Here is a 17,519-nt window from a genome sequence, read left to right as displayed (position 1 = left end):
GACCATTCCGTCGCTCGGAGGGTCAACGGCGTGCCCTCCGCCGCGTTCCCACGACGGGATCACGCTTTTCCCATTCCACGCCGGATCCAGCCGAAATCCGCTTGCGACGGCGGCGACTGGTCGCCGGACCGAAACTTCATCTCTTGAATCCAAGCTGGAAGGCATCGGCGCGGAACCTCTGTTCGAATTCGCACATGGCGGGCGCCGTCTGCGGCTCTAGGATGCTCCTTCGAAGTATTCAGAACGGAGATCATCGTGACCGACGACACCTATGCGCCCCCCGAAGTCTGGACGTGGGACAGGGAGAACGGCGGCGAGTTCGCTAAAACGAACCGCCCTATCGCAGGGCCGACGCATGATCGTCCTCTCGATTCCGGACGCCATCCGTTCCAACTCTATTCGCTCGCCACGCCGAACGGTGTGAAGGTGACCATCCTGTTCGAGGAGCTACTCGAAGCGGGTGAGACCGGCGCCGAATACGACGCCTGGCCAATTCGCATCGGCGATGGAGAGCAGTTCGGATCTGGCTTCGTCGAGATCAATCCGAACTCGAAGATCCCGGCACTCCTGGACGTCTGGGGCGAACAGTCGGTTCGCATCTTCGAGTCCGGCGCCATCATGCTTCATCTCGCAGAGAAGTTCGGCCGGTTCCTCGGTCCGGACGGGAAGCGGCCCGAGATGCTGTCCTGGCTTTTCTGGCAGATGGGAAGCGCCCCGTTCCTGGGCGGCGGCTTCGGACACTTCTATGCCTACGCCCCCGAAAAGCTGCGCTATCCCATCGACCGCTATGCGATGGAGGCGAAGCGTCAGATGGATGTCCTGGACCGTCACCTGGCTGACAACCGCTATATGGTGGGTGAGGACTACACCATCGCGGACATGGCGATCTGGGCCTGGTACGGGCAGCTTGCGCTAGGGCGTCTCTATGATGCCGCGACCTTCCTCGACGTGAAGACCTACACCAGCGTGACGAGGTGGGCCCGAGAGATCGATGCGCGCCCTGCCGTCACGCGGGGCAGGATGGTGAACCGAACCTTCGGCGAGCCGTCGATGCAGCTTCACGAACGCCATTCCGCTGCCGACTTCGAAACTGCGACCGAAGACAGGCGCGCCGCCGAATGAGGTGGCGGCTTGCCGGGTGCTGTGGGTTGGAGTAGGCCCGCATCCATGCTCGACGACGCCGAGGAAATCCATCCGCTATTCCAGGGCGCGCCCAGGACGACCGAGTTCCGGAAGCTTCGGAAACGGCTCGTTCGAGACGTGCGCGAGGCGATCGAGCAGTATGGAATGATCGAGCGCGACGCGAGGTGGCTGGTATGCCTTTCGGGCGGAAAGGACAGCTATACGCTGCTGGCCATCCTAAATGAGTTGAAGTGGCGCGGCCTTCTGCCGGTCGAGATTCTTGCTTGCAACCTCGACCAGGGACAGCCCGGCTTTCCGGCAACCGTCCTGCCCGACTTTCTGGCGCGGATGGGCGTGCCGCATAGGATCGAATACCAGGACACCTATTCCATCGTCACCGACAAGATCCCCGAAAACAGGACCTACTGCGCTCTCTGCTCCCGCCTTCGGCGCGGGAACCTGTACCGCGTCGCCCGCGAGGAGGGATGCTCGGCGGTCGTCCTCGGCCACCACCGCGACGACATCCTCGAGACGTTCTTCATGAACCTGTTCCACGGTGGTCGGCTGGCGACCATGCCGCCGAAGCTGGTCAACGAGGACGGCGACCTTTTCGTCTATCGTCCGCTGGCCCATGTGGCCGAGGCGGACTGCGAGAAATTCGCGGCAGCGATGGGCTATCCGATCATCCCCTGCAATCTCTGCGGCAGCCAGGACGGGCTACAGCGCGTCCAGGTGAAGGCGATCCTGGACGGGTGGGAGAAGAACTCGCCGGGCCGACGGCAGGTGATGTTCCGCGCGCTGATGAACGCGCGTCCATCGCACCTTCTCGATCCGAAGCTGTTCGACTTCGCGGGGCTCGTGCGCGGGGTGACCCACGATTAACCCGCTGGTCACGGGGCACTGCTAGGTCGAGTCGAACCAGGCTGTGCACCGGATCGAACGGCGACGATGACTTTCCCAGAATCACGCCGATTATCGTCGGCAATGCGTCGCGCGCTGGACGGTCCGAGCGCCTTTGCGCTCATTCCTCCTGCCGCTCTCGCCTCGTCTTGGGGCGGAAGTCAGGTGGCGATGCTAGTCGCTGCCGTCGCTTTGCCGCTGGCCCTGGCCGTCCTGTCGGCGCTGAACCGCGTCAGCCCGGTACTGACCTCGGAACGTGACGCGCAGACAGGGCTGATCCTGCGCGACGGGCTGATTGCGTGGGCCGACGCCGCCATTGCGAACGCCCATCAGGCGAACCGGCAAGTTGCAGTGATGTGCCTGTCGATCGACGACATCGACGGGCTGGAAGAACGCTTCGGACGCAGCATGCGCGATGCGGTCTTGCGCGAAGCGACAGAGCGGATCCAGGCCTTCCTGCGTGACGACGACATCATGGCGCGCATCAGCCCCGGTTTCGCGATCGGCCTGCGCAACGTGCGTCAGCCCGAGACCGAGATGCTTCTGCAACTCGCGCGCAGGCTTCAGTCGGTCTTCGACGACCCATTCAGCGAAGGCCCGACGCGGACCTTCTGCTCGCTTTCGCTCGGCATTGCGGCGGAGTGTCATGTCAAGGGCGGCTGCGGCGCCAATGTGGTCGCGGGCGCGCAACGGGCTTGTGAACTGGCGACTGTTTCGGGGCCGGGATCCGTCAGGGTTTACTACGAGGGTCTGTCCTCCAGCCGCGCGCACGAACGCGACGTCGCGCGCGAATTGTCGACGGCTCTCGACACCGGCGAGATTTATGCCTGGTTCCAGCCGCAGGTCCGGACCGATACGCGCGAGATCACCGGGTTCGAAGCGCTGGCGCGGTGGGAGCACCCTGAACGCGGTCTCGTGTCACCCAACAGCTTCCTCCACGACATCGAGAAAGCGGGGCTGTCACAGCGCTTGGCCGAGGTCATCCTGAAACACTCTCTGACGGCGCTGAACGCCTGGGACGCGGCGGGTTACCGGGTGCCGACGGTCTCGGTCAACTTTTCCGGCGAGGAACTGCGCAATCCCCGTCTCCCCGACTATGTCAGGTGGGAGCTCGACCGCCACGACCTCCTGCCCGAACGTCTCGTCATCGAGGTTCTGGAAAGCGTCGTCGCGGAATCCAGTGAGGACGTAATATCTCGCACCCTGACCGCCCTGTCGCAGCACGGCTGCCTCATCGACCTCGACGACTTCGGCACCGGCTTCACGAGCCTCATCAACATCCGTCGCTTCAACGTCAGTCGCATCAAGATCGACCGCAGCCTCGTCACGCATGCGGACCGCGACGCCGATCAGCGCAAGATGCTGTCGGCCCTACTTGCCTTCAGCGAAATGCTGGGAATTGACGCGCTCGCGGAAGGTGTCGAGACCGAGGCAGAGGTCGAGGCGCTGAACGCGCTGGGCTGTGCCGAAATCCAGGGATACGTCACCGCGCGGCCAATGCCCCTCGGCGAGACGCTGTTGTGGCTGGACGACAACGGGTTCGCCCCCCAGGACGACGCGGTCGTGGTGCCACGACGGACGGGCAGGTATGCCTGACTCCGTCACTGCCTGCGACATCACGCAGGAGTGTGGTTCGCCATACCCCCATTGATGGTCGGTACATCGGATCGAGGTCCCGTCGACAGGATCCTGCACGCTTAAGAGGCCGGGACCGAAAATACCGAGGGGTGCAAGCCTGTTCGCCTCTGCAAGCATGCCGGCGTGCACCCGCGACAGGCTTTTCGCGAAAGCTCTCAGCGCAGGTTCCGGCCGGGTCGATGCGCTGCGGCACAAGGGAAAACGCCTTGACCTTTCGGGCGTCGGAGGATTGAACCACGGGCGCTGATCCTTTGAAGTCGGGTACGGGCAATGGACGACCAGAACAAGAACCTGATCCTGGCGATGGTACTGAGTTCGCTCGTGCTGATCGTCTGGATGATCCTGTTCGCGCCTGACCCGGTCGAGGCACCCACGACCGCCGACAGTCCCGCAGCCACCAGCGCCGTCCCAGGCGCCGAGGCACCCGCCGCCGAAGGCGAGGCGACGCCCTCGGACGCCATCGCCGCCACTCCGCAGGCACCGCGCGTAACGATCGAGACCCCCAGCTTGGACGGCTCCATCTCGCTTGCGGGCGGTCGGATCGACACCCTGTCGCTCAAGAACTACGATGTCGCCGTGGAACCCGGCTCGCCCGAAGTTCGACTTCTGTCACCCGTCGGCGATGCGCACCCCTACTACGCCGTCTTCGGCTGGGTTCCGGGCCGCGATCTCGACGCTTCCGAGGTGCCTACGCCCGAGACGGTGTGGGAAATCGAGGGCGGCGCGACCCTGACGCCTGAGACCCCTGTCACGCTGCGGTGGGAAAGTCCCGCCGGTCTGGTCTTCCGCCGCACCATTTCCGTCGACGACAAGTTCATGTTCACCGTGACTCAAACGGTCGAAAACCCGACGCAGACCACCGTTCGGCTCGCCCCCTACGGCCTCGTCGCTCGCCACGGCGAGCCGCCCGACCAATCGGGATTCTTCATCCTTCACGAAGGGGCGATCCGGCGTACCGACGGCACCCTGGAAGAGATCGGCTACGGCGACATTCCCGATCTTGACGCCGACGATGTCTGGGGCCCCGCGGCCAGTGTCGAGGAGGCGCAGTCGACGGGTTGGGTCGGCTTCACCGACCACTACTGGATGACGACGCTGATCCCCGAACAGGGCGAGCCATTCACGTCCGTCGTTCAGTACGTGCCCGAGCAACAGATTTATCGCACCATCGCCCGAATGCCGGCTGTCGACGTGGCGCCGGGGCAGACCGAGACCTCGACCACCCGTGTCTTCGCGGGCGCAAAGGAATGGGACACGATCCGCGACTACGAGGCCGGTCGCGAGATCACGGGCTTTCTTCCGTCGCTGACCTATTTCCTCGGGCTCGAGGGCGACGCCCAGATCGACGGATTCGTCGACGCGATCGACTGGGGCTGGTTCTACTTCCTGACGAAGCCGATCTTCTTCGTCCTGCACGAACTGAACGTCCTGATCGGGAACATGGGCATCGCGATCATCGCTCTGACATTCTTCATCAAGGCGCTTCTCTTCCCGCTGGCGCGGAAGTCCTACATCTCGATGGCACGAATGAAGGAACTTCAGCCGGAGATGGAGAAGCTGAAGGAGCGGGCGGGCGACGACCGCCAGAAGCTTCAGACGGGGATGATGCAGCTCTACAAGGACAACAAGGTCAACCCGGCCGCGGGTTGCCTTCCGATCCTGATGCAGATCCCGATCTTCTTCTCGCTCTACAAGGTGATCTTCGTCACCATCGAACTGCGTCACGCGCCCTTCTTCGGGCCGTTCCAGGATTTGTCCTCGCCCGATCCTACCTCGATCTGGAACTTCTTCGGTCTGCTTCCCTGGGCTGCGCCCGACACGGGGACGCTTCTGGCGACGATCTTTATCGGCATTCTGCCGATCCTTCTGGGGATCTCGATGTGGATTCAGCAGAAGCTGAACCCGGCGCCAGCGGACCCGACGCAGCAAATGATCTTTGCGTGGATGCCGTGGATCTTCATGTTCATGCTCGGCGGCTTCGCCAGCGGACTGGTGGTCTACTGGATCGCGAACAACACGATCACCTTCAGCCAGCAGTACCTCATCATGCGCAGCCACGGCTACAAACCTGACCTCTGGGGCAACATACGGGGAAAGAACAAGACCCCGGTCCCGGCCACCGCGAACAAGGACGACGCGCCGGGTCGGAAGAAGTGACGCCGCGCGTCGCCCACATCGACCGGCACCCGGTCAAGGGGATCGGCCGCGAGGAAGTGGCATCGGTCGAGTTGAGCGCAGGCGACTGGATGCCATATGACCGTCTCTGGGCCGTGGCGCACGAGCGCGCCAACCTTGACGGTACGGGCTGGCTCGCCAAGCGCAATTTCCTGTGCGGCGTGACGGACCCCGGCGTGATGGCGGTGACCGCGCACATGGACGAGGCGGCAGGCCGTCTGACACTCGAGCATCCGCTCGCCGGACGCATCGAGTTCGATCCGGAAGACGAAAGCGACCTTCCGGCCCTGCTCGACTGGCTGAAGCATATCTGGCCCGCAGACCGTCCTGCTCCCACGAGCGTACACCGCGCCGGGCGGGCGCATCTGACGGATTCGCCTGAGGCCTGGATATCGGTCCACACCGTCGTAAGCCTTGCTTCTCTCGAGAAAAGGATGGGCCGGACGCTGACACGGCACCGCTTTCGCGGGAACCTGTGGCTGGAAGGATTCGAGCCGTGGGACGAGAAGTCCTGGATCGGCCGCCGCCTGACTGTCGGCAATGCGGTCCTGCGCGTGCGGGAAGAGATCACGCGCTGCAAGACGACCCACGCCAACCCCGAGACCGGCGTTCGCGACGCCGAGGTGCTCGATGCGTTGGCGGACCTGGGTCACCGGGAGTTCGGCGTCTTCGCCGTCGTCGAGCGTGGCGGTCGCGTTTCCCGGGGCGATGCCGTGCAGGTGTCCGGATGAGCGCGCCCCTGCCTTTCCCGGTCGCCGAAGTCGATGCCGACGGGTTGGAGCGCGGCCGCAGGCTTTTTGCAGGCGGGGCAGACTTCCTCAAGGGCGTCGTCGCGATGGACGGGTTGCCGCCCGCCGACCGGCTCGAGGTCTGTTTCGCCGGCCGGTCGAACGTGGGCAAGTCGACGCTGATCAACGCGCTGACCGGACGCCGCGCGCTCGCGCGGGCGTCCAACACGCCGGGACGGACGCAGGAGATCAACTTCTTCTCGCTCGCCGAAAGCCACTATCTCGTCGACCTGCCCGGCTATGGCTTCGCCAAGGCGCCCGTGGCGACGGTCGAGAAGTGGCAGCGGCTACTCAAGGCATATCTGTCTGGCCGGGCGACGCTGCGACGTGCCTTCGTGCTGATCGACGCGCGACACGGGGTCAAATCGGTCGACGAGGAAATCCTCAAGCTTCTTGACGGCGCGGCGGTGACGTTTCAGGCGGTGCTGACCAAAGCAGACAAGATCAAGGCGGCAGAGCGCGATGCCGTTCTCGATCAGGTCCGCGGTGCGCTGGCAAAGCATCCTGCGGCCTTCCCCGAGATCGTGCTGACCAGTTCCGAGACCAGCCAGGGGATCGACATTCTGCGCGCCATCGTTGCGGACCTTGCTTGAGACCTGGCTCCCGACGCTCTATCGAAGGTCGCACGAGGTGACACGATGAGACCCAGAGACATGAGCCGCGACTGGATCGCCACAGCCCGAACCCTGAACGAGGCCCTGCCTTACATCCAGCGCTACGACGATGCGATCGTGGTGGTTAAGTTCGGCGGCAACGCCATGGGCGACGCCGAGGCGATGGCAAGTTTTGCGCGCGACATCGTGTTGATGCGCCAGATGGGCCTGAACCCTGTCGTCGTCCATGGTGGTGGACCGATGATCAACGACCTTCTGGCGCGGCTCGGAATCGAGTCGAAGTTCGTCCGCGGCAAGCGAGTGACCGATCAGGCGACCGTCGAGGTCGTCGAAATGGTGCTGACCGGCCTCGTCAACAAGCGCATCGTTCAGGCCATCATGGACGAGGGCGGCCGCGCCGTCGGGCTGTCCGGCAAGGACGATGACCTGATGGTCTGCGAGGCGGACGATCCTGAACTGGGGTTCGTCGGCCGCCCCGTCGAAATGAACGTGCAGGTGCTGCGCGACCTCTTCAAGGCGGGGATCATCCCAGTCGTGGCTCCTGTCGCCACGGGCATGAGTGCGCTTGAGACCTTCAACGTCAACGGCGACACCGCAGCTGGCGCCATCGCGGCGGCGCTGAAGGCGGATCGCCTGTTGCTGCTGACCGACGTCGAGGGCGTGAAGAACGCGTCCGGCGAAATCGTGACCCAGATGACCCCCGAAGACGTCCGCGCCATGATCGAGGACGGCACCATCGCAGGCGGCATGATCCCGAAGACCGAGACTGCGCTGAAGGCGGTCGAGGACGGAGTTCGCGCCGTGGTGATCCTGGACGGCAGGGTGCCAAATGCCTGCCTTCTCGAGCTGTTCACCGAGCACGGCGCCGGGTCGCTTATCCGACGGGCGGACTTGCCGCCTCACCGGCCCCGGTCGCGGGCGTGACACCGGACGTCGGGGTTTCCCTGGCGGACCTCGAGTCGCTGGCCGGCGAGGACAATCTGACGCTTCTGGGCGCCTGCGCTACTCGTCCGGACGATGGGCTTGGTATTGGAACGCTTTGCCTTCTCGGACCGTCCGAACCGGGATTCTGGGCGCACTTCACCAAGAGCAACGAGTATCGCGACAGCAGGCCCGACCCGATGGATCGCTGGTCACGGCGGGTTGTCGAAACGCTGTCCGAAAAGGTTGGGGGCTCGGCCCTGTTTCCCTTCGGCGACCCCGCCCGGCCTTTCATAGACTGGGCGCTGCGTTCCGGCGCTCATGCCTCGCCCGTGACGCTGCTCGTTCACCAGGTGACCGGGCTTTGGCTGTCCTACCGGGGAGCTGTCTTGCTGCCCGGCCTTCCACCACTGGAGGCTGCCACGAGCTCACCCTGCCCAACGTGTGCGCAACCCTGCCGAACCGCCTGTCCGGCGGACGCACTGACCGCTGACGGCTATGACCTCGGGCGGTGTCACGCCTATCTGAACACAGCGCCCGGCGCGGACTGCATGAATCGAGGATGCGTTGTCCGTCGCGCGTGCCCTGCCGGTGCCGGTTACTTGCGGTCGGAGGCGCAATCGGCGTTTCACATGAGGGCTTTCCACCCATGACCCTGAGGCTGATCCTGATGCGCCATGCGAAGTCCGACTGGAGCGAGCCGGGACAAGACGACTTCGACCGCAGGCTGAATGACCGCGGGCGAAGGGCTGCGCCTTTGGTGGGGCGTTGGCTTGCAGACAAAGGACACATACCCGAGATCGCGCTGGTCTCGGCTGCTCGCCGGACGGTCGAGACTTGGGACCTTGTCGCAGAAGCGTTCCCAACCGTGCAGGCCAAAGTCCTCAAGTCGCTTTATCTCGCCGGCCCCGACGCGATGCTTCGACTTCTCCGGCAGAAACGGCAATCGAGCGTGCTTGTTCTGGCGCACAACCCGGGTATCGGAGAGTGTGCCAGCCTTCTTGCGAGGACACCCCCTCAGCACGCCCGGTTCGATGACTATCCGACCGGCGCTACGACCGTTCTCGACTTCGACGCCGAGACCTGGAGCGACGTGGGCTGGCACAGCGGTAGCGTGCGCGACTTCATGGTGCCGCGCGACGTGAACTGACCGCCGATCCTCGCCGGGCCTTCAGGACCGGGTGCATGATGGTCAGTGACCGAGGATCTGGCTGAGGAACAGCTTGGTCCGCGGCGATTTGGGATTCTTGAAGAACTCCTCGGGCTCGTTCTGCTCGACGATCTGGCCTTCGTCCATGAAGATCACGCGGTTCGCCACCTGGCGGGCAAAGCCCATCTCGTGCGTAACGCAGAGCATGGTCATTCCCTCTTCGGCCAACTCGATCATTGTATCGAGCACTTCCTTGATCATTTCGGGGTCAAGCGCCGATGTGGGTTCATCGAACAGCATGATCCGCGGGCGCATGCACAGGCTGCGCGCGATCGCCACGCGCTGTTGCTGACCCCCCGAGAGCTGACCGGGATACTTGTCGGCCTGCTCAGGGATCTTCACCTTTTTCAGGAAATGCATCGCCGTTTCTTCGGCCGTCTTCTTGGGGATCTTGCGGACCCATATCGGCGCCAGCGTGCAGTTTTCCAGGATGGTCAGGTGCGGGAAGAGGTTGAAGTGCTGGAACACCATCCCGACCTCGCGGCGGATCTTGTCGATGTTCTTGATGTCCGAGGACAGCATCGTCCCGTCCACCTCGATCCTGCCTTTCTGGTGCTCCTCCAGCGCGTTGATGCAGCGGATCAGCGTGGACTTTCCCGACCCTGACGGCCCGCAGATGACAATGCGTTCGCCGCGGTAGACCGTCAGATCAATGTCGCGCAGGACGTGGAACGTCCCGTACCACTTGTTCATGTTCTGGATGCTGATCGCGATTTCGTCGGATACCTTCATCTCTACGGCTTCGGTCATCCGAGCGCCCTCCCTTAACGATGATCTGTCGCGAGGCGGCGTTCCAGCCACTGCGAATATTGCGAAATGCTGTAGCAGACGATGAAGAACAGCACCGAGGCGAACATGAAGAGTTCCCAGTAGACGCCGTTCCAGTCGGTCGAGGCCAAGATCGGGCCACGGATCATGCCCACGATGTCGAAGAGCGTGATGACCGAGACCAGCGTCGTGTCCTTGAACAGGCCCACGGCGATGTTGACGATGCCGGGGATCGATATCTTGAGCGCCTGCGGCAGGATGATCAGCCGCATCGCCTGCGGATAATCCAGCCCCAGTGAATCCGCCGCCTCGTATTGTCCCTTCGGCAGAGCCGCGAGTCCCCCCCGGATAACCTCGGCAATGTAGGCCGAGGAGAACATGGTGATCATGATGACCACCCGTAGAAACAGGTCCACCGTGCGCTCGGGCGGGAAGAAGTAGGACAGCATCACGCTGGCCACGAACAGCAGCGTGATCAGCGGCACGCCTCGAATGAACTCGATGAAGACGACGCAGATGTATTTGACGATAGGCAGGTCCGACTGCCGCCCCAGCGCAAGTGCAATGCCGATGGGAACAGACAGGGATACGCAGGTGATGCCAAGCATCATGTTCAGCATGAAGCCGCCGAGGTCGCGTGAGGAGACAGAACGAAGCGAAAATAGATCCGCGCCCGAAAACACCATCCCACCCAGGATCCAGACCACGAGCGCGGCGGCGACACCCCCGAACATTCCGGCTGCGAAGCTGCCTTTCACGAAGCGATTGAAGACCAGGTAGCCCACGACCACGCCCAGCAGCGCGATCAGCGGCGTCAGGATGGTGCCGCCCCAGATCAGCCAGTAGGCGAGGAAGGGATAGATGCCGGTGAAGATCAGAAGCTTTCGCGGCAGGTCGAAAAACAAAACCGGCGCTGCAGCGATGAACAACAGGACGAAGGCAAGCGTGGGGCGCCAGTACAGTTCGGGCGGGTACTTGAACCCGAAGAGCAGTTGGTTCCAACGCTCGGACAGCACCGCGAAGCAGGCGGCCGAATTGCCCTGCAGTATCTCGCGGCACTGCGCGAGGCTTTCGGCGTTCCATATCCCGCCCAGCAGCCAGGGCAAACTGGACGAAAGGATCAGGTAGATGATGTAGAGCGCTGCGACGGTCAGCAATCCGTTTGCCCAGGTGGGAAACAGATTATCGCGCATCCACTTGACCGGCCCGGAAACCGTGGCGGGCGGCAGCGCGGGCGGGATCGCCGTTTCGCGGACGAAGGCGACGGATTCGGCGTGCGTGTCCGACATGGCTCAGCGCTCCCTCAGTCTGACGGCACTGTTGTAGACGTTCAGGATCAGCGAGATGATCAGCGAGATCGTCAGGTAGAACAGCATCAGGAGCAGGACGCATTCGATCGCGCGTCCCGTCTGGTTCAACGTGATGCCGCCGAGTGTCGCGGTGATGTCGGCATAGCCCACCAGGATCGCCAGCGACGAATTCTTGGTGATGTTGAGATATTGCGAGATGAGCGGCGGGATGATGACGCGCAGCGCCTGCGGCAGAACCACGAGGTTCATGATCCGACCGGGGCGCAGCCCCAGAGCCGCCGCCGCCTCGCTTTGGCCCCTGGACACGGCCTGAATACCCGCGCGCACGTTCTCGGCGATGAAGGCTCCGGTGTAGATCGACAAGGCGAACCAGAGCGCGATCAGCGGCGCGCCGATCTGGAGGCCGCCCCGGAAGTTGAACCCCGCCAGCGCTGGATAGTCCAGCGAGATGGGCCGACCCATAAGGAAAAACACCAGCAGCGTCGGGATGAAGAAGATCGCGACCGAGGGCCAGAACCGCGGCAGCAGGCGGCCGGTGTCGTACAGCAGCTTGGTCGAGTAACGGCGATAGGCGACAATACCGATGATCGACGCCACGAACGTCGCCACGACGATCATCCAACCCGGTTCCAAGACCGGAGACGGGATGTAGACGCCGCGATTGGTAAAGGCGAAGGACCCCAGGATCATCGATGCCGCAGGTTCATCGCCCCGGAAGGCGCTAGGGGCGGGCATCGCTGCGGTCATGATGAAATAGATGATCAGGATCCAGATCAGCACCGGGATGTTCCGGAATATTTCGACATAGACCGCCATCAACTTGCGGACCAACCAGTTGTTCGACAGCCGAAGGACCCCTGCGATGACGCCGAATATCGTGGCCATGACGCAGGCGAGAACCGCAACAAGCAGCGTGTTCAGCACTCCGACGAAGGCTGCGCGCAGATTGGTGGACTGACTGGAATAGGGGATCAGCGTCTGGTTGATGTCATACCCCGCCGTTGAACCGAGGAAGGAATAGGAGATGTTGAGCCCCTGTTCCTCGAGGTTGGCGAAGAGGTTGGACATCAGATACCAGATCGCCGCGACCAAAAGGATCAGGGCGATTGCCTGGAATGTGATGGACCGGTAACGCGTGTCGTTCAACAGCATGGATAGCCGGAACGACTCCTGTGTTGGATCCGAGAGTGTCGTCATAAAGCGTATCCCTGTATCCCGGTCCTGTTTTTTGGACGGCGCCGTGGTGGCGCCGCTGGCCGGGTCGTTCTTGGTCGCACGGCACCTTCCGGCACCTGAATGCAGCCGGGGCGCGGATGTACCGCGCCCCGGATATCGCTCTTACCTGAACGGCGGCGCGTAGAGGAGGCCGCCCTCGGTCCACTGCGCGTTCAATCCACGCGCCAGACCGATCGGAGTGCTTTCACCGATGTTCTTCTCGAAGATCTCGCCGTAGTTGCCACCGGCGGCTATGGCGTCCTTCGCCCAGGTGGCGTCGAGACCGATCATGGCGCCGAGGTTGTCCTCGGTCCCGAGAAGGCGGTTCACTTCGGGGTTGTCCCCTGCAGCGGCCGACAGTTCCTCGACGTTCGCCGACGTCACACCGTATTCTTCGGCGGCGATCAGGGCGTTCAGCGTCCACATGACGATGTCGCCCCAGTCGTTGTCGCCATGGCGGACGAGCGGGCCCAGGGGCTCTTTCGAGATGATTTCGGGCAGAATGACGTGGTCGGACGGCGTCTCGAACGTGGCGCGCGTTGCGGCAAGGCCCGAGGCGTCGGTGGTGTAGGCGTCGCAGGCTCCCGCAAGGTACTGCTGCTGGCCTTCGGCGTTGGTTTCGATCGGAACCGGCTCGTAGCTGATGTTGTTCGCGCGGAAGTAGTCCGCGAGGTTCAGTTCCGTCGTGGTGCCCGTCTGGATGCAGACGGTCGCGCCGTCGAGGTCCTTGGCCGAGGTGACGCCAAGCGCCTTCGGCACGATGAAGCCCTGGCCGTCATAGTAGTTGATCCCGACGAAATCGAATTTGAGGTCGGTGTCGCGCGAGAAGGTCCAGGTCGTGTTCCGAGCCAGCATGTCGATCTCGCCCGAGGCGAGCGCGGTAAAGCGCGTCTTTCCGGTTGTAGGAACGAATTCGACCGCGTTGGGATCGCCGAGGACAGCTGCCGCCACAGCGCGGCACACCGCGACGTCGAAGCCTTCCCAATTGCCATTCGCGTCCGGGGCCGCAAAGCCCACCAGACCAGTCGTCACGCCGCAATTCAGCTTGCCGCGCGCCTTCACGTCGTCAAGCGTCGCCGCGCCCGCAATGCCGCCGACGAGGACGGCGCCAGTCAGCGCGCCAAAGAATACGGATTGTTTCATGTTTACCTCTTCCTGAGTTTCCACCATCGCTGGCGGTGTGTCCCGGCCTCGTCAACAGCAGACGCCGGTGTTTATTGGTTCATTCGGCGGCATGACCGCCCAACGCCCGGAATTTGGGCGCATTCCGCCCCTCAGGTCAAGCCTGAGAGCCTATAAACCCGTTGTTCAAAGCGTTTTGGAGAGATTGCCGAGAAGCGGGCAGTTGAGACGACCTTAGCCGTTTCAGGAGGCAGCCCGATAAAAGTCCGAAGCATGGAGGTAGGCTTTCTGGCGAAAAGCGGCGGCCTCGGCGGCTTCCTCGTCGTCTCCCCATTCGCCGATCTGCCAGTCCTCATCCACATGCGAGGCCCCCCAAAGATCAAGCGGCGGAGCCGCCTCCTCGATCGCCGCGAGGCCAAGGACGAACGAGCCGGGGAGCGTCACGAGATCGTGAAACGCAGTCAACTGGAAGTCCGTGAGAGGCGCCATTGCCTTCGCAAGCCGGCCCGTGGCGTCAGGGTCCTGCTCGACGGGCATGACCCCGCGGGTGACCGACAGACGAACGCCGTAGCGCTGCGACATCCAGTCCAGGATGGGATCCCAGGCCGCCTCCTGCCGCGCGATGAGGCTCGCAGGACCTTCGGCGCGGTAACACAGAAGATCGGTTTCTGCATAGGCGGCAATGTAGTCCTCCACCGCCTTGCGCTGAGGCGCGACCTTGTCGAGCGCGGCATTGGCCGACCGAGTCCACGGCATGGTGCGCGGATCCACGGTCTTGTCCTGCGCTTCCCACTCGGCCGCGATCTTTTCGGCGATGGTGCGTGTCGGCACGGCCAGTACGCGTTTCGCGGGCGTCCTTACGGGGCGGCCGTCGAGGCGTATGGCAAACTCCTCGCCCGTTTCCTCGATCGCCGCGGATTGCCAGAATCGCTTCATGCTCCACTGATTCATGCCTGATCCTCGTCGAACGGATCGGCCGGCACGTCAGCCTCGTGCCAGTCCAGCATTTCCCACGTCCGCGCCATATGCTCGGGAAGAGGCGCGGTGACGGTGACGCGCTTGCCCGTGACGGGATGCGTGAAGGACAGGCTTCGCGCGTGGAGGTGCAGCTTGCGACTGATCTCGCCACCCAGTTGCGCCCCCCAGCCGTCGCCCTTGTTCTCCTGCCCCGAGCCGCCGTACTTGCCGTCGCCCACGACGGGATGACCGATCTCGGCCATGTGGGCGCGAAGCTGGTGCGTACGCCCCGTCACAGGGACAAGCGCCACCCAGGACGCTCGTGTGCCCAGGTTGGACAGGACGGCATAGTCGGTCGTCGCGTGCTTGGCGCCCTCGGTCGCTTCGACCTCGTTCGGATGGACGACGCGCATCTTCTCGTTCTCGCCCCTCGCGCCATGGCCGGGCGCTTTGACAAGTCCGAAGCGAATGGTGCCCATGCGCGGGTCTGGCACGCCCGCGACGGCGGCCCAGTAGATCTTTCTGGTGTCGCGGGCGCGGAAGGCCTTCGTCAGCCCGTCCGCCACAGCGCGGGTCCGGGCAAGGATCAGAACGCCCGAGGTGTCCTTGTCCAGCCGGTGGACCAGACGCGGTTTGTCCGCCAGACCGAAGGTCAGCGCCTCGGCCAGCCCGTCGACATGACGGGTCTGCTTCGATCCGCCCTGCGAGGGCAGACCGGGCGGCTTGTTCAGCGCGATGATGTGGTCGTCCTTCCAGAACACCGCGTCCCGGATCATGAGCGCATCAACGTCAGCTAGGCGGGGCGCAGCCGTGGGCACGGGCGCCGCCTCGTCCGGCAGCGGTGGGACGCGGACGGACTGTCCCGCCTCGATTCGCGTCGCCGGTTTCGTTCGGCCGCCGTCGAGCCTGATCTCGCCCTTCCGGCACAACTTCTCGATCCGGCCCTGCGACACCTGCGGAAAGTGCCTGCGGAACCAGCGGTCGAGCCGCTGCCCGCCCTCGTCCTTGCCGATTGTCAGAGTCTGGACGCCGCTCATGCCGTAACCCACCGCGCTGCAAGGATGCCTCCGGCCAGTGCCGCAACCGAGACACCGACCGAGAGGGCGACGTAGAGAGCGGCGAGACCAGCCTCGCCCCTCTCCCATAACGTCACTGTTTCAAGGGAAAACGACGAAAACGTCGTAAAGCCGCCCAGGAATCCCGTCGCCACCAGCGGCGACAGATGCGTGAGGCCGCGGTGCGCCGCAAGCGTGATGAAGACGCCCATCAGAAAGGAGCCCACGATATTGACGGCGAGGATGCCAAGCGGCAGGGCGGTGTGCCCGACAAGCCGCAGGATCCCGATGCCCGCCAGATAGCGGGCCGAGGCGCCAAGCGCGCCGCCAAGGGCTACCATCATCAGGTTTCCAACCATCGGCCTCGTCTGTCGCCAAGGGGGTGAGATGTCAACTCTGCCGCTTCGTCCTGAGCTTCACGAAATAGTCGAGCCGCCGCTTTAATTCGCGTTCGAAACCGCGTTCCACCGGCTGGTAGTAGACGCCGCGCTTCATGGACTCGGGGAAGTAGTTCTGACCCGAAAAACCGTCGTCGGCATCGTGGTCGTAGGCATAGCCTTCGCCGTAGCCTTGGTCCTTCATCATCTTGGTCGGAGCGTTCAGGATGTGCTTTGGCGGCGGCTCGGATCCGGTCTGCCGCGCGGCCGCCATGGCGGCCTTGAAGGCGACGTAGCCCGCGTTCGACTTAGGCGCGAGGGCGAGGTAGGTCACCGCTTGCGCAAGAGCCAGTTCGCCTTCGGGCGAGCCGAGGCGTTCGTAGGTGTTCCAGGCATCGAGGCACACGGTGTGAGCCTGCGGATCGGCCAGTCCGATGTCCTCGACCGCCATCCGCGTCACACGCCGCGCGAGGTACCGCGGGTCCTCGCCGCCTGCGAGCATCCGGGCGAACCAGTAGAGTGCCGCATCGGGATCCGACCCCCGAACCGACTTGTGCAGAGCCGAAATCAGGTTGTAGTGCGCGTCGCCCGACTTGTCGTATTGAGTCGCGCGGCGCATCAGGCGTTTCGACAGTGCCTGAGCGTCGAGCTTGCCGTCGACCGTCCAGCCCGACACCTGTTCGATCAGGTTCAGAAGCGCACGCCCGTCGCCATCTGCCATCTCGAGGAGCGCCTCGCGGGCAGGTCCGTCGAACGGAAGGGCGCGCCCCATCTCCTGCTCGGCCCGCTGCGCCAGCTTTTCGAGGTGAGCGAGCGTCAGGCGGTTCAGCACCATGACCTGCGCGCGGGACAGAAGCGCCGCGTTCAGTTCGAACGACGGGTTCTCAGTGGTGGCACCCACGAGGAGGATCGTGCCGTCCTCCATGTGGGGTAGGAAGCCGTCCTGCTGCGCCTTGTTGAAGCGGTGAATCTCGTCGACGAAGAGAAGCGTCCCCTGCCCCGTTCGGCGACGAAGCTTGGCGGCTTCGAAGACCTTCTTCAGGTCGGCGACGCCTGTGAAAATGGCACTGATCTGGACGAAATGCAGGTCGGTCGCGTCCGCGAGGAGCCGCGCGATGGTCGTCTTTCCGACGCCTGGCGGACCCCAGAGGATCAGCGACCCCAGGTTTCCGGCCCTGAGCATCGCGCCCATCGGGGCTTCGGGTCCCAGGATGTGGTCTTGGCCGATGACCTCGGACAGCGCGCGGGGGCGCAGGCGGTCAGCCAAGGGGCGCGGGGCACCCTTGCCGGGGATCGCGTCGTCGGACTGATCGAAGAGGTCGGCCATGCGCGGCGAAGGCTACGCCC

Annotated in this window: 16 protein-coding genes; 8 read left to right on the top strand and 8 right to left on the bottom strand. The window is 63.9% G+C overall.

Features of this window, described 5'->3' with window-relative positions; translation table 11 throughout:
• The first annotated feature begins 255 nt into the window (after positions 1 to 255).
• From yghU to C8D95_RS16805, 8 genes are all read left to right on the top strand, one after another.
• The gene (gene yghU / locus C8D95_RS16845) at positions 256 to 1,122 is read left to right on the top strand and encodes a glutathione-dependent disulfide-bond oxidoreductase (RefSeq protein WP_109760371.1); all 867 of its coding nucleotides are present in this window, start codon (positions 256 to 258) and stop codon (positions 1,120 to 1,122) included.
• Positions 1,123 to 1,167: 45 nt separating this feature from the next.
• Positions 1,168 to 2,004, top strand: coding sequence for a tRNA 2-thiocytidine(32) synthetase TtcA (gene ttcA, locus C8D95_RS16840; RefSeq protein WP_109760370.1), 837 nt, complete (start codon positions 1,168 to 1,170; stop codon positions 2,002 to 2,004).
• A 189-nt stretch (positions 2,005 to 2,193) separates the two neighbouring features.
• The gene (locus C8D95_RS16835) at positions 2,194 to 3,618 is read left to right on the top strand and encodes a putative bifunctional diguanylate cyclase/phosphodiesterase (protein WP_164721770.1); all 1,425 of its coding nucleotides are present in this window, start codon (positions 2,194 to 2,196) and stop codon (positions 3,616 to 3,618) included.
• Positions 3,619 to 3,930: 312 nt separating this feature from the next.
• Positions 3,931 to 5,817: a membrane protein insertase YidC gene (yidC, locus tag C8D95_RS16830; RefSeq protein ID WP_109760368.1), complete on the top strand. Its 1,887-nt coding sequence runs from the start codon at positions 3,931 to 3,933 to the stop codon at positions 5,815 to 5,817.
• Entirely contained in the window at positions 5,814 to 6,566 is a 753-nt protein-coding gene (locus tag C8D95_RS16825; protein ID WP_109760367.1) for an MOSC domain-containing protein, read from the top strand. The genes yidC and C8D95_RS16825 overlap by 4 nt, the downstream gene beginning before the upstream one ends.
• A complete protein-coding gene (gene yihA, locus C8D95_RS16820; RefSeq protein ID WP_109760366.1) occupies positions 6,563 to 7,216 on the top strand; it encodes a ribosome biogenesis GTP-binding protein YihA/YsxC in 654 nt (217 codons plus the stop codon). The genes C8D95_RS16825 and yihA overlap by 4 nt, the downstream gene beginning before the upstream one ends.
• Positions 7,217 to 7,261: 45 nt before the next feature.
• A complete protein-coding gene (argB, locus tag C8D95_RS16815; RefSeq protein ID WP_109760365.1) occupies positions 7,262 to 8,161 on the top strand; it encodes an acetylglutamate kinase in 900 nt (299 codons plus the stop codon).
• Positions 8,162 to 8,807: 646 nt separating this feature from the next.
• Positions 8,808 to 9,308 (top strand): SixA phosphatase family protein, encoded by a 501-nt coding sequence (locus tag C8D95_RS16805; protein WP_109760364.1) that lies wholly within the window; start codon positions 8,808 to 8,810, stop codon positions 9,306 to 9,308.
• A gap of 42 nt (positions 9,309 to 9,350) precedes the next feature.
• Here C8D95_RS16805 and C8D95_RS16800 read toward each other — a convergent pair whose 3' ends face one another.
• From C8D95_RS16800 to C8D95_RS16765, 8 genes are all read right to left on the bottom strand, one after another.
• Positions 9,351 to 10,118 (bottom strand): amino acid ABC transporter ATP-binding protein, encoded by a 768-nt coding sequence (locus tag C8D95_RS16800; protein ID WP_109760363.1) that lies wholly within the window; start codon positions 10,116 to 10,118, stop codon positions 9,351 to 9,353.
• Between the two features lie 14 nt (positions 10,119 to 10,132).
• Positions 10,133 to 11,425: an amino acid ABC transporter permease gene (locus C8D95_RS16795; protein ID WP_109760362.1), complete on the bottom strand. Its 1,293-nt coding sequence runs from the start codon at positions 11,423 to 11,425 to the stop codon at positions 10,133 to 10,135.
• Positions 11,426 to 11,428: 3 nt separating this feature from the next.
• The gene (locus C8D95_RS16790) at positions 11,429 to 12,643 is read right to left on the bottom strand and encodes an amino acid ABC transporter permease (protein ID WP_109760361.1); all 1,215 of its coding nucleotides are present in this window, start codon (positions 12,641 to 12,643) and stop codon (positions 11,429 to 11,431) included.
• 141 nt (positions 12,644 to 12,784) lie between these two features.
• Positions 12,785 to 13,804: an amino acid ABC transporter substrate-binding protein gene (locus C8D95_RS16785; protein ID WP_109760497.1), complete on the bottom strand. Its 1,020-nt coding sequence runs from the start codon at positions 13,802 to 13,804 to the stop codon at positions 12,785 to 12,787.
• 222 nt (positions 13,805 to 14,026) lie between these two features.
• Positions 14,027 to 14,719 (bottom strand): ATP12 family chaperone protein, encoded by a 693-nt coding sequence (locus C8D95_RS16780; protein ID WP_241239749.1) that lies wholly within the window; start codon positions 14,717 to 14,719, stop codon positions 14,027 to 14,029.
• A gap of 11 nt (positions 14,720 to 14,730) precedes the next feature.
• Positions 14,731 to 15,777, bottom strand: coding sequence for an RluA family pseudouridine synthase (locus tag C8D95_RS16775; protein ID WP_109760359.1), 1,047 nt, complete (start codon positions 15,775 to 15,777; stop codon positions 14,731 to 14,733).
• Positions 15,774 to 16,154, bottom strand: coding sequence for a fluoride efflux transporter CrcB (crcB, locus tag C8D95_RS16770; RefSeq protein WP_109760358.1), 381 nt, complete (start codon positions 16,152 to 16,154; stop codon positions 15,774 to 15,776). Before crcB ends, C8D95_RS16775 begins: the two co-directional genes overlap by 4 nt.
• Before the next feature lie 31 nt (positions 16,155 to 16,185).
• Positions 16,186 to 17,499 carry a replication-associated recombination protein A gene (locus C8D95_RS16765; RefSeq protein ID WP_109760357.1) on the bottom strand — a complete coding sequence of 438 codons (1,314 nt, stop codon included), beginning with the start codon at positions 17,497 to 17,499 and terminating at the stop codon, positions 16,186 to 16,188.
• Between the last annotated feature and the right edge of the window lie 20 nt (positions 17,500 to 17,519).

The organism is Silicimonas algicola, from assembly GCF_003148765.1.
Classification (GTDB): Bacteria; Pseudomonadota; Alphaproteobacteria; order Rhodobacterales; family Rhodobacteraceae; genus Silicimonas; species Silicimonas algicola.
Note: the sequence above shows the minus strand (reverse complement) of the source record. Positions and strands in the feature narration are given on the sequence as shown.